This is a genomic window from Mesorhizobium sp. 128a, assembly GCF_053848025.1.
The window spans coordinates 23,791-36,006 of sequence record NZ_JBSPKY010000013.1 but is presented as its reverse complement, the minus strand read 5'-3'; the positions used below and the strand labels follow the sequence as shown (position 1 = coordinate 36,006).

Genomic DNA, 12,216 nt, shown 5'->3' with positions numbered 1-12,216 from the left:
CATCATCTCTTAGCTGCAAACGCCGGGAGGCTGACATGTGTGGAATCGTCGGACTTTTTCTGAAGGACAAGTCGCTTGAGCCGCAGCTCGGCTCGATGCTGTCCCAAATGCTGATCTCGCTCAGCGACCGCGGGCCCGACAGCGCCGGCATCGCCATCTATGGCGCCTCGTCCAGGAACGAGGCCAAGATCACCATCCAGTCGGCAAAGCCCGATCGCGATTTCCGCGGCCTCGACGCCGAGCTTGCCAAGGCCATCGGCGCGCCGGTGAGCATTGCGGTGAAGTCGACGCATGCCGTGCTCAGGACCGCGCCCGACAAGGTCGACACCGCCCGCGAAGCGCTGCAGTCGATCCGGCCGGACGTGCGCATCATGGGCGCCGGTGAAGCGGTGGAGATCTACAAGGAGGTCGGCCTGCCGGAAGCTGTCGTCGATCGGTTCGACGTCCGCTCGATGACCGGCACGCATGGCATCGGCCATACCCGCATGGCGACGGAATCGGCCGTCACCACCATGGGCGCGCATCCGTTCTCGACCGGCGCCGACCAGTGCCTGGTGCACAATGGTTCGCTGTCCAACCACAACAATGTGCGGCGCGAATTGCGGCGCGAAGGCATGACCTTCGAGACCGAGAACGACACCGAGGTCGCCGCCGCCTATCTCTCGTCGCAGATGGCGCATGGCAAGAATCTCGGTGAAGCGCTGGAAGGCACGCTGTCGGACCTCGACGGCTTCTTCACCTTCGTCGTCGGCACCAAGAACGGTTTCGGCGTGGTGCGCGATCCGATCGCCTGCAAGCCCGCCGTCATGGCCGAGACGGACCAGTATGTCGCCTTCGGCTCGGAATATCGCGCGCTGACCAAGCTGCCCGGCATAGACAATGCGAGGGTCTGGGAACCGGAACCCGCAACCGTCTATTTCTGGGAGCATTGAGTCCATGCCGGCAACCAAACTTTCGAAGGTGGTCCAAGACCACGCCTCCAGGGTCTTCGATCTCGATGTGTCGTCGCTGCGAGAGCTGAACCAGGCGCTGCACAAGCTGACGCCCGGTTCCAACGAAACGGCGTGGGAAGTGCTACACCCGAAGGGCAGCCATTCGGTCGCCGTCGGCGTCGACCAGCCAGTTACAATCGATGTGCGCGGCAGCGTCGGCTATTACTGCGCCGGCATGAATGACGGCGCGGCGATCACCGTGCACGGTTCGGCCGGCCCCGGCGTCGGCGAAAACATGATGTCGGGCTCGATCGTGATCAAGGGCGACGCCAGCCAGTATGCCGGCGCCACCGGCAAGGGCGGGCTGCTGGTCATCGAAGGCAATGCCTCGTCGCGCTGCGGCATTTCGATGAAAGGCATCGACATCGTCGTGCACGGCAATATCGGCCACATGTCGGCCTTCATGGCGCAATCGGGCAATCTGGTGGTGCTGGGCGACGCCGGCGACGCACTGGGCGATTCCATCTACGAGGCGCGGCTGTTCGTGCGCGGCAAGGTCGAGAGCCTTGGCGCCGACTGCATCGCCAAGGAGATGCGGCCCGAGCATATCGAACTCCTGCAGGGCCTGCTCGACCGCGCTGGCGTGACCGGGGTCAAGCCGTCGGAGTTCAAGCGCTACGGTTCGGCGCGCACGCTCTACAATTTCAATATCGACAACGCCGACGCGTATTGAGGCAGCATGACCTACAAGAACCCGCCAACGACGCCGCGCAAATCCGCGACTTTCGACGACTACACGCTTTCCGAGATCCGCCGCGCCGCGGCGACCGGCATCTATGACATCCGGGGCGCCGGCGCCAAGCGCAAGCTGCCGCATTTCGACGATCTTCTGTTCCTCGGCGCCTCGATCTCGCGCTATCCGCTCGAAGGCTACCGCGAACGCTGCGACACATCGGTGGTGCTGGGCTCGCGGCATGCCAAGAAGCCGATCGAACTGAAAATCCCGATCACGATCGCCGGCATGAGCTTCGGCTCGCTCTCCGGCCCCGCCAAGGAAGCGCTCGGCCGCGGCGCGACGCTCTCCGGCACCTCGACCACCACCGGCGACGGCGGCATGACCGAGGAGGAGCGCGGACATTCCCAGACGCTGGTGTATCAGTACCTGCCGTCGCGCTATGGCATGAACCCCGGGGATTTGCGCCGCGCCGATGCCATCGAAGTGGTCGTCGGTCAGGGCGCCAAGCCGGGTGGCGGCGGCATGCTGCTCGGCCAGAAAATTTCCGACCGCGTCGCCGAGATGCGCACGCTGCCGAAAGGCATCGACCAGCGCTCGGCCTCGCGTCATCCCGACTGGACGGGACCTGACGATCTCGAGATCAAGATCCTCGAACTGCGCGAAATCACCGACTGGGAAAAGCCGATCTACGTCAAGGTGGGCGGCGCCCGCCCCTATTATGATACAGCTCTTGCCGTGAAAGCCGGCGCCGATGTCGTCGTCGTCGACGGCATGCAGGGCGGCACCGCGGCGACGCAGGAAGTGTTCATCGAAAATGTCGGCCAGCCGACGCTTGCCTGCATCAGGCCGGCGGTGCAGGCGCTGCAGGATCTCGGCATGCACCGCAAGGTACAGCTGATCGTGTCGGGCGGCATCCGCAACGGCGCCGATGTCGCCAAGGCGCTGGCGCTCGGCGTCGACGCGGTGTCGATCGGCACGGCGGCGCTGGTTGCGCTCGGCGACAACGATCCGCGCTGGGAGGCGGAGTACAATGCGCTCGGCACCACCGCCGGCGCCTATGACGACTGGCATGAGGGCCGCGACCCCGCGGGCATCACCACGCAGGACCCCGAGCTGATGAAGCGGGTCGATCCGATCGCCGCCGGACGGCGGCTGGCCAATTACCTGAAGGTGATGACGCTCGAGGCCCAAACGATTGCCCGCGCGTGCGGCAAAAACAGCCTGCACAATCTCGAGCCCGAGGATCTCGTCGCGCTCACCATCGAAGCCGCCGCCATGGCCGGCGTGCCGCTCGCCGGCACCAACTGGATACCGGGGAAGAACGGCTTCTGACAAAGACTACCCAGATCACATAAGCGAGGAACTATAATGGGGAACGATCTCGCCGCATTCGCCAAAGAGAACGGCGTCAAATATTTCATGATTTCCTACACCGACCTGTTCGGTGGCCAGCGCGCCAAGCTGGTGCCGGCACAGGCGATCGCCGACATGCAGAAGGACGGCGCCGGCTTTGCCGGTTTCGCCACCTGGCTGGACCTGACGCCGGCGCATCCCGATATGCTCGCGGTGCCGGACCCGGACTCGGCCATCCAGCTGCCGTGGAAGCGCGATGTCGCCTGGGTCGCCGCCAATTGCATCATGGACGACAAGGAAGTCGAGCAGGCGCCGCGCAACACGTTGAGGCGACTGATTGCCGAAGCGGCCACCGACGGCATGCATGTCAAGACCGGCGTCGAGGCCGAGTTCTTCCTGATCTCGCCGGACGGCAGCGTCATCTCCGACAAATACGATACGGCCTCGAAACCCTGCTACGACCAGCAGGCGGTGATGCGCCGCTACGATGTCATCGCCGAGATCTGCGACCACATGCTGGCGCTGGGATGGGGCCCCTACCAGAACGACCACGAGGACGCCAACGGCCAGTTCGAGATGAACTGGGCCTTCGACGATGTGCTGGCGACCGCCGACAAGCATTCTTTCTTCAAGTTCATGGTCAAGTCCGTCGCCGAAAAGCACGGGCTGCGCGCGACCTTCATGCCAAAACCCTTCCAGGGCCTGACCGGCAATGGCTGCCATGCCCATATTTCGGTGTGGGACAAGGCAGGCAAGACCAACGTCTTTGCCGACAATTCCATGGAACTCGGCCTGTCGGCCAAGGGCAGGAACTTCCTCGGCGGCATCATGAAGCATGCCTCGGCGCTTGCCGCGATCACCAACCCGACGGTCAATTCCTACAAGCGCATCAACGCACCGCGCACCATTTCGGGCGCCACCTGGGCGCCGAACACGGTGACCTGGACCGGCAACAACCGCACCCATATGGTGCGCGTACCCGGCCCCGGCCGCTTCGAACTACGCCTGCCGGATGGCGCCGCCAACCCCTATCTCTTGCAGGCGGTCATCATCGCGGCCGGCCTCGATGGCATCCGCTCCAAGGCCGATCCCGGCAAGCGCTACGACATCGACATGTACCAGCATGGCCATACGGTGAAGGGCGCGCCGAAGCTACCGCTCAACCTGCTCGACGCGCTGCGCGAATACGACAAGGACAAATCGCTCAAGGCGGCGCTGGGTGAGGAATTCTCGTCGGCTTACCTAAAGCTGAAGCACCAGGAATGGAATTCCTATGCTTCGCACTTCACGCAATGGGAGCGCGACCACACGCTGGACATCTGATGTCCGGCGTGGGGCGAGCGGCCTCGGAATGACCTGATGAAATATTCGATCTTCTCGCTCGCCCGCGCCGCCCTTTCCGGCCACAAGAACTGGCAGCGCACCTGGCGCGACGCCAGCCCGAAAGATCACTATGATGTGGTGATCATCGGCGGCGGCGGCCACGGGCTCGCCACCGCCTGGTTTCTCGCCAGCGAGTTCGGCATCAAGAATGTCGCGGTGCTGGAAAAGGGCTGGATCGGTTCCGGCAATGCCGGCCGCAACACCACCATCATCCGCTCCAATTACGGCCTGCCCGGCAATACCGGCTTCTACGAACTGTCGATGAAGCTGTGGGAGCGGATGGAGCAGGACCTCAACTACAATTCGATGGTCAGCCAGCGCGGCATCGTCAATCTCTACCATTCCGACGCGCAGCGCGACGCCTATGCACGGCGCGGCAACACCATGCGCATAAACGGCATCGATGCCGAGCTGCTCGATCAGGCGGGGCTTCGCAAAATGATGCCGTTCCTGAATTTCGAGAACGCACGCTTTCCCGTGCAGGGCGGCCTGTTGCAGCGCCGTGCCGGCACGGCGCGTCACGATGCGGTGGTCTGGGGCTATGCCCATGCCGCGAGCGAACTTGGCGTCGACATCATCCAGAATTGCGAAGTCACCGGTTTTGTCAGAGACGGCAACGGCAAGGTGACCGGGGTCGAGACCTCCCGCGGCAAGATCGGCGCCGGCAAGGTCGGCATGGCGGTCGCCGGTTCGTCCTCGCGCGTCGCTTCGATGGCGGGCCTGCGCCTGCCGATCGAAAGCCATGTCCTGCAAGCCTTCGTCTCCGAGGCGATCAAGCCGCTCATTCCCGGCGTCATGACCTTCGGCGCCGGCCATTTCTATGTCAGCCAGTCGGACAAGGGTGGGCTGGTCTTCGGCGGCGACATTGACGGCTACAATTCCTACGCCCAGCGCGGCAACATGCCGGTCATGGAAGATGTCTGCGAAGGCGGCATGGCGCTGATCCCGATGATCGGACGCGTGCGGCTTTTGCGCCAATGGGGCGGCATCATGGACATGTCGATGGACGGCTCGCCGATCATCGACAAGACGCCGATCGAAGGTCTCTATCTCAATGCCGGCTGGTGCTATGGCGGCTTCAAGGCGACGCCAGGCTCGGGCTTTGTCTTTGCCCATCTGCTGGCGCGCGATGAGACGCACAAGGAAGCCGCACGGTTCCGCCTCGACCGCTTCCAGCGCGGCGCCATGATCGACGAAAAGGGCGTGGGCGCCCAACCGAACCTGCACTGAGGGCGGCGAAATGCGGATTGTCTGTCCCTTCTGCGGCGAACGTGAACTCGGCGAGTTCACCTATCTCGGCGACGCCAAGCCACAACGGCCGGCGGCGGAAGCCGGCGAGGACGCCGTCTACGACTATGTCTACCTGCGCGACAATGTCGCCGGCGTGATGAGCGAGAACTGGTACCATGGCGGTGGCTGCCGATCCTGGCTGAAGGTCACGCGCAACACGCTGACGCATGAGATTACGAAGGTGGAAGCCGCTGCTGGTGCTGGTGCTGCAAAGGTTGGCGCGTGATGGCCGGCGCGCAGACAAACCGGCTGGACAATGGCGGGCTCATCGACCGCTCGGCGCCGCTCAACTTCCGCTTCGACGGCAAGAGCTTCTCCGGCTTCCAGGGCGACACGCTGGCATCGGCGCTGGTCGCCAATGGCGTCAAGCTGGTCGGGCGCTCGTTCAAGTACCACCGCCCACGCGGCATTCTCACCGCCGGTTCGGAAGAGCCCAACGCGCTGGTCGAACTGCGCACCGGAGCACGGCGCGAGGCCAACACCAAGGCGACGACGGCGGAGCTCTATGACGGGCTCGAAGCTGCCAGCCAGAACCGCTGGCCGTCGCTCAACTTCGACGTGATGTCCGTCAACCAGCTGTTCGCGCCGATCTTCGTCGCCGGCTTCTACTACAAGACCTTCATGTGGCCGGCGAAATTCTGGGAGATGATTTACGAGCCGGCGATCCGCCGGGCCGCCGGGCTCGGCCGCGCTGCCGTCGTCCCGGATCCCGACCACTATGACAAGGGCTGGGCGCATTGCGATGTGGTGATCGCCGGTTCCGGCCCGGCCGGTCTCGCAGCCGCACTCGCAGCAGGCCGCAGTGGTGCGCGCGCCATCCTGTGCGAAGAGGATTTCGTTCCCGGCGGCAGGCTGCTTGCGGATGGCGGCACGATCGACGGGCTGCCGGCAGCGGAGTGGCTGGCGCGTACGCTGGCCGAGCTTGGCTCGATGCCGGATGTTCGCATCATGACCCGCACGACTTTGTTCGGCGTCTATGACGGCGGCACCTATGGCGCCATCGAACGCGTCAACGACCATCTGCCGACGCCGCCCGAGCATCAGGTGCGGCAGCGGCTGTGGCGGATCGTGGCCAAGCGCTGCGTCGTCGCGGCTGGCGCGATCGAGCGTCCCATCGTCTTCGCCGGCAACGACACGCCCGGCGTGATGATGGCATCCGCCATGCGGACCTATGTCTCACGCTATGCCGCCACGCCGGCAAAACGCCTCGCGCTGTTCACCAACAATGAGGATGGCTGGCGCACGGTCGAGACCGCACTCGCTGCCGGCCTGCAGATCGCCGCGGTGGTCGACGCGCGCAGTGACGTCTCACCCGCCCATCGCTCGCTCGCCTCCAAGAATGGCTTCACCGTGCTGCATGGCTCCGTCAGCGGCGTCGACGGCGGCAAGGACGGCGTGCGCAAGATCTCGGTGTCGCTGACCGGCGGCGCGCGGGCCGAGGTCGAGGCCGATGCGCTCGCAATGTCGGGCGGCTGGAACCCGGCGATCGGGCTCACCTCCTACCATCGCGGCCGGCCGAAATGGCGCGACGATATCGCCGCGTTTGTACCGGACGGCGCGCCTCCCGGCATGGTCGCTGCAGGTGCGGCCAACGGCGCCTTCGGGCTCGGCGCCTGCCTGAACCAAGGTTTTGCCGCCGGTGCGGCGGCGGCGCGGGACGCGGGACGCACCGCCAACGCGGGCTCCGCACCTGTCGCCGATGACGAGGCGTTTTCGCTGACGCCGCTCTGGCATGTCGCCGGCAAGGGAAAAGCCTTTGTCGACCAGCAGCATGACGTCACGGCGTCCGACATCGAGCTGGCGCAGCGCGAGGGCTTTGAATCGGTCGAGCATCTGAAGCGCTACACGACGCTCGGCATGGCGACCGATCAGGGCAAGACGTCCAACGTCGCCGGTCTCGCCATCATGGCGGCGGTATCAGGAAAATCCATTCCCGAGACCGGCACGACCATCTATCGCCCGCCATACGTGCCCGTTGCCATCGGCGCCTTTGCCGGCCACCATCGCGACGAGAATTTCCACGCGACGCGGTTGACGCCCTCGCATCACTGGGCCGCAGAGCAGGGCGCGATCTTCGTCGACACCGGCCTGTGGAAGCGCGCGCAATGGTATCCGCGCGCCGGCGAAAAAGACTGGCTGGAATCCGTCACCCGCGAGGTCAGGGCAGTGCGCTCGGGCGTCGGCTTCTGCGACGTCTCGACGCTCGGCAAGATCGACGTGCATGGCCCGGATGCCGGCGTCTTCCTCGGCCGCGTCTACATAAACACCTTCTCCAGTCTCGCCGTCGGCAAGGCCCGCTACGGGCTGATGCTGCGCGAGGACGGCCTGGTCTATGATGACGGCACCACCTCGCGGCTGGCCGAAGACCAATATTTCCTCACCACCACCACGGCCAAGGCCGGGCTGGTGATGCAACACCTCGAATTCTGCCGGCAGGTGCTGTTCCCCGAACTCGACGTGCAACTGACCTCGGTCTCCGACCAGTGGGCGCAATTCTCGATCGCCGGACCGAAGACACGTGACCTGCTGAAGGAAATCGTCGACCCGGCCGAAGACCTCTCCAACGAAGGTTTCCCCTTCATGGGCGCGCGCGAAGTCGCGCTGCGCGGCGGCATCAAGGCGCGGCTGTTCCGCATCTCGTTCTCCGGCGAGATGGCGTTTGAGATTTCGGTGCCGGCCCGGTATGGCGAGGCGATGGCGCGCAATCTGATGCAGGCGGGAAAACCGTTCGGCGTGACGCCCTACGGCACTGAAGCTTTGGGCGTCATGCGCATCGAAAAGGGCCATGTCGCCGGACCGGAACTGAGCGGCACGACGACTGCGGCCGATCTCGGTCTCGGCAAGATGATGTCGACCAAGAAGGATTTTATCGGCCGCGTCATGGCAGGGCGCGAGGCGCTGGTGGCGCCGGACCGGCAGGTCGTGGTCGGCATCAAGCCGGTCGACAAGGCGCGGCGGCTGCGCTCCGGCGCGCATATCATTCCGAAGGGGCAGACCCCTGGGCCTGACAACGACCAGGGCTACGTCACCTCGGTCTGCTTCTCGCCGACGCTCGATCAGTGGATCGGGCTCGGCCTTGTCGAACGCGGCCGCGAGCGCATCGGCGAGATCGTCCACGCGCACGACCCGCTGCGCGGCGAGGACTATGATGTCGAGCTTTGCAATCCCGTCTTCTACGACCCGGATGGAGGGCGCCAGCGTGGCTGAGTTTTCCTGGGATGTTCGTAGCCCAATCGAGCGGGCTCTTGTTGTCGGGCCTTACGGTGCGCAAGGCGATACCGGCGTATCGCTGACCGAGATCCGCAATTACGACCTGGTGCAGGTAATGGCGCGACGCGGCAAGGCCGATGATTTGGCCAAGGCAGCGAAGGCCCGCTTCGGCGTTGCGGCTCCGGATGCACCCAAGGCGGTGCAGACTTCGGATGCGACGCTGATCTGGTCAGGACCCGATCAGTTCTTCGTGCTGTCGAAGGGCGGCAAGCACACGACTGAAGCACTCGCCCAGGCGTTTGCATCTTCTGCGTCGCTGTCGGACCAATCGCATGCGCGGGTGCTGATCAGCATCTCGGGCACCAAGGCGCGGACGATGCTGGCGAAGCTGTCGTCGATTGATTTGCATCCGGACGTGTTTCCGGTTGGCACCACGGCGGCAACGTCGATGGACCACACCAGCGTCACGCTCTGGCGTGGCGGAGATCGCGATGGGCAAGCGGTGTTCAATCTGCTTGTGTTCGCGACTTTCGCGGAGAGCTTGTGGCATACGATACTCGACTCGGCAGCGGAGTATGGCGTGACGATCGCGCATTCCGAGGCGTTGGCGTAAAGGCGCGCCCTTCCCTTCTCCCCTGTGGGAGGAGGTGGATCGGCGCGTAGCGCCGAGACGGATGAGGGTGTTCCAGGGAACGCCAGCGTCTCACTCCGCCGGAACACCCCTCATCCGTCGCCTTCGGCGACACCTTCTCCCACAAGGGAGAAGGGGAGCTTGCACCATCTCCGCCTTGCCAAACGCGATCCCCCTGCTATTCTCCCTGCTAAAATAATTTTACACACAGGCAAACTTGTTTCTCGAACCGCAAGGCTGAAATGAGCCAGTCGCCCTACCCCGCCGTGACAGCCGGACCGCCCAGGCCAAGCCTCATCCTGAGGCCCGGCCAGATCGCGCTGCCACCGGGCATGGAGCGCTACACGATCCAGGGCAATGGCGCGGTGCTGATCGACGTTGAGGCCGGCGATATGATCACCGTGCGCAATGTCGAGGGCGGCCAGGCTTGCGAATTGCTGGCCTGGGACAGCAGCGGCGCGACCGATCCTGGCATCCTTGGCGAAAAATCCAACAGCAATGCCGCAGGGATCAAGGCGCTGTTGGCCGAGGGTGACGACAGCCTCGCTTCCGTGCGCCGCGGCCTCGAACGCCGGCGGCTGCAACTTGATCAGCCCAAGGCGATGCGCGTGTTCGGCGGCGCGACGCCTGCCGGCACGGAACAGGCGTTCACCGTCGCGCGCGACGGCGGCTTGCTGATTGCAGCGCCCGGCGGACCGATGCTGGTCGATGGCCATGACACAGCGACGCCGCTCACCGTCATCGTGCGCCGCGCCACGATCCGCCTGAAATCGAAGTCGCAGCTTGCCGATCCGCTTGCCGATCCGGTGCTCGATCTGCGCGTCCATTCGGCCACCGCCGAATCCTATTTCGTCAAGGCTGGCGACTATGTGCAGATCATCGATGTCGACGGCCGCCAATGCACAGACTTCCAGTGCTTCTCGGCGCGCAAGCTGGACAAGGGGCTCGACCATCCGCTCGACGTGACGACGACGCGCACGCTGATGGGATCGAGCTATCCGATGCCAGGCCTGCATTCGAAATATTACGACCAGGACATGGAGCCGTTGGTCGAGGTGGTGCAGGACACGTGCGGCCGGCATGACGCGTTCGCGCTGGCGTGTGCGGCCAAATATTACGACGACATCGGCTATCCAGGCCACACCAACTGCTCGGAGAACTTTAATCGCGCGCTGTCAGACAAGGGCGTGACGCCGCGCGCGGGCTGGATGGCGATCAACTTTTTCTTCAACACGGCGATCGATGCCCATGGCGTGATGGTGTCGGACGAGCCATGGTCGCGGGCTGGCGACTATGTGCTGCTCAGGGCGCTGACTGACATCGTCTGTGTCTCCTCCGCCTGCCCCGACGACACGACGCCCGCCAATGGCTGGGACCTCACCGACATCCATGTGCGCACCTATTCCGGCCAGCACAAATTCTCGCGCGCGATCGCCAGACGCATGACGCCCGATTCGGAACCGAAAATGACCCGAGAGACCGCTTTCCATTCGAGCTTTGCCAAGCATACCCGCAACTTCGCCGAGTACAGGGGCTATTGGCTCGCCAATTCCTTCGCCAAGGAGGGGCCGATCGCCGAGTACTGGGCGTGCCGGCAGGACGCCGTCATCATGGACCTGTCGCCGCTGCGCAAGTTCGAGGTCACAGGTCCGGATTCCGAAGCGCTGCTGCAATACACGCTGACCCGCGACGTGAAGAAGCTCGGCGTCGGCCAGGTCGTCTATTCCGCCATGTGCTACGAGCATGGCGGCATGATCGACGACGGCACGCTGCTGCGGCTCGGCAAGGACAATTTCCGCTGGGTCGGTGGCGACGACCTGTCCGGCGAATGGCTGCGCGAGACGGCGAAGAAGCTTGGCCTCAACGTGCTGGTGCGCTCGTCGACGGACCAGATGCACAATGTCGCCGTGCAAGGACCGAAGAGCCGCGACATTTTGCGGGAAGTGATCTGGACCTCGCCGTTGCAACCCTCGATCGACGAGCTCGAATGGTTCCGCTTCGCGGTGGCCCGCATCGGCGGCGGCAACGGCATTCCGGTCGTCGTGTCACGCACCGGCTATACCGGCGAGCTTGGCTACGAGATCTGGTGCCATCCGCGCGACGCCGAGAAAGTCTTCGACGCGATCTGGGAAGCCGGCCAGCCGCACGGGCTGAAGCCGATGGGCCTGCAGGCGCTCGACATGGTGCGTATCGAGGCCGGGTTGATCTTCGCCGGCTACGAGTTTTCCGACCAGACCGATCCGTTCGAAGCCGGCATCGGCTTCACCGTGCCTTTGAAGACCAAGACCGACGACTTCATTGGCCGCGAGGCGCTGATCCGGCGAAAGGAACACCCGCAGCACAAACTGGTTGGGCTCGACATAGACAGCAATGTTGCCGTCGGTCACGGCGATTGCGTCCATGTCGGCCGCGCCCAGATCGGCGTCGTCACTTCGGGCATGCGCTCGCCGGTGCTGAACAAGAACATTGCGCTGGCCAGGCTCGACGTCACCCATGCGGCCATCGGCACCGAGGTCGAGATCGGCAAGCTAGACGGCCATGCCAAGCGGCTGCCCGCGAAGGTGGTGGCCTTCGCCCACTACGATCCGCAAAAGACCAAGCCACGCTCCTGATAGCCCCTTCAGGATCGAACAGAATTGCTTCGCCGGCTGTTGCCGGCGGCCCCTCCGATCCATGTTTCG

9 protein-coding genes are annotated in these 12,216 nt (G+C 64.5%); all 9 read left to right on the top strand.

Features of this window, described 5'->3' with window-relative positions:
- The first annotated feature begins 35 nt into the window (after nt 1-35).
- The 9 genes from ACWTU9_RS21180 to ACWTU9_RS21140 all read left to right on the top strand — a co-directional run bounded on the left by ACWTU9_RS21180 (nt 36) and on the right by ACWTU9_RS21140 (nt 12,147).
- Nucleotides 36-932 carry a class II glutamine amidotransferase gene (locus tag ACWTU9_RS21180; protein ID WP_454573666.1) on the top strand — a complete coding sequence of 299 codons (897 nt, stop codon included), beginning with the start codon at nt 36-38 and terminating at the stop codon, nt 930-932.
- Nucleotides 933-936: 4 nt separating this feature from the next.
- The gene (locus ACWTU9_RS21175; protein ID WP_455859972.1) at nt 937-1,665 is read left to right on the top strand and encodes a GltB/FmdC/FwdC-like GXGXG domain-containing protein; all 729 of its coding nucleotides are present in this window, start codon (nt 937-939) and stop codon (nt 1,663-1,665) included.
- A gap of 6 nt (nt 1,666-1,671) precedes the next feature.
- Nucleotides 1,672-3,000 (top strand): FMN-binding glutamate synthase family protein, encoded by a 1,329-nt coding sequence (locus ACWTU9_RS21170; RefSeq protein WP_455859971.1) that lies wholly within the window; start codon nt 1,672-1,674, stop codon nt 2,998-3,000.
- Between the two features lie 36 nt (nt 3,001-3,036).
- Nucleotides 3,037-4,344: a type III glutamate--ammonia ligase gene (glnT, locus tag ACWTU9_RS21165; RefSeq protein WP_454573663.1), complete on the top strand. Its 1,308-nt coding sequence runs from the start codon at nt 3,037-3,039 to the stop codon at nt 4,342-4,344.
- Between the two features lie 36 nt (nt 4,345-4,380).
- Entirely contained in the window at nt 4,381-5,634 is a 1,254-nt protein-coding gene (locus ACWTU9_RS21160) for a sarcosine oxidase subunit beta family protein (RefSeq protein ID WP_455859970.1), read from the top strand.
- Nucleotides 5,635-5,644: 10 nt separating this feature from the next.
- On the top strand, nt 5,645-5,920 hold the full coding sequence (locus ACWTU9_RS21155; RefSeq protein ID WP_455859969.1) for a sarcosine oxidase subunit delta: 276 nt from the start codon (nt 5,645-5,647) through the stop codon (nt 5,918-5,920).
- Nucleotides 5,920-8,901: a sarcosine oxidase subunit alpha gene (locus tag ACWTU9_RS21150; protein WP_455859968.1), complete on the top strand. Its 2,982-nt coding sequence runs from the start codon at nt 5,920-5,922 to the stop codon at nt 8,899-8,901. The genes ACWTU9_RS21155 and ACWTU9_RS21150 overlap by 1 nt, the downstream gene beginning before the upstream one ends.
- Entirely contained in the window at nt 8,894-9,517 is a 624-nt protein-coding gene (locus tag ACWTU9_RS21145; RefSeq protein ID WP_455859967.1) for a sarcosine oxidase subunit gamma, read from the top strand. The genes ACWTU9_RS21150 and ACWTU9_RS21145 overlap by 8 nt, the downstream gene beginning before the upstream one ends.
- 260 nt (nt 9,518-9,777) lie before the next feature.
- Nucleotides 9,778-12,147 (top strand): DUF1989 domain-containing protein, encoded by a 2,370-nt coding sequence (locus ACWTU9_RS21140; protein WP_455859966.1) that lies wholly within the window; start codon nt 9,778-9,780, stop codon nt 12,145-12,147.
- Nucleotides 12,148-12,216 lie beyond the last annotated feature (69 nt).

What these genes read in the sequence shown, in the direction of transcription:
- ACWTU9_RS21180 (WP_454573666.1), top strand. Translation starts at nt 36, where the DNA reads ATGTGTGGAATCGTCGGACTTTTTCTGAAGGACAAGTCGCTTGAGCCG.
- ACWTU9_RS21175 (WP_455859972.1), top strand. Translation starts at nt 937, where the DNA reads ATGCCGGCAACCAAACTTTCGAAGGTGGTCCAAGACCACGCCTCCAGG.
- ACWTU9_RS21170 (WP_455859971.1), top strand. Translation starts at nt 1,672, where the DNA reads ATGACCTACAAGAACCCGCCAACGACGCCGCGCAAATCCGCGACTTTC.
- glnT (WP_454573663.1), top strand. Translation starts at nt 3,037, where the DNA reads ATGGGGAACGATCTCGCCGCATTCGCCAAAGAGAACGGCGTCAAATAT.
- ACWTU9_RS21160 (WP_455859970.1), top strand. Translation starts at nt 4,381, where the DNA reads ATGAAATATTCGATCTTCTCGCTCGCCCGCGCCGCCCTTTCCGGCCAC.
- ACWTU9_RS21155 (WP_455859969.1), top strand. Translation starts at nt 5,645, where the DNA reads ATGCGGATTGTCTGTCCCTTCTGCGGCGAACGTGAACTCGGCGAGTTC.
- ACWTU9_RS21150 (WP_455859968.1), top strand. Translation starts at nt 5,920, where the DNA reads ATGGCCGGCGCGCAGACAAACCGGCTGGACAATGGCGGGCTCATCGAC.
- ACWTU9_RS21140 (WP_455859966.1), top strand. Translation starts at nt 9,778, where the DNA reads ATGAGCCAGTCGCCCTACCCCGCCGTGACAGCCGGACCGCCCAGGCCA.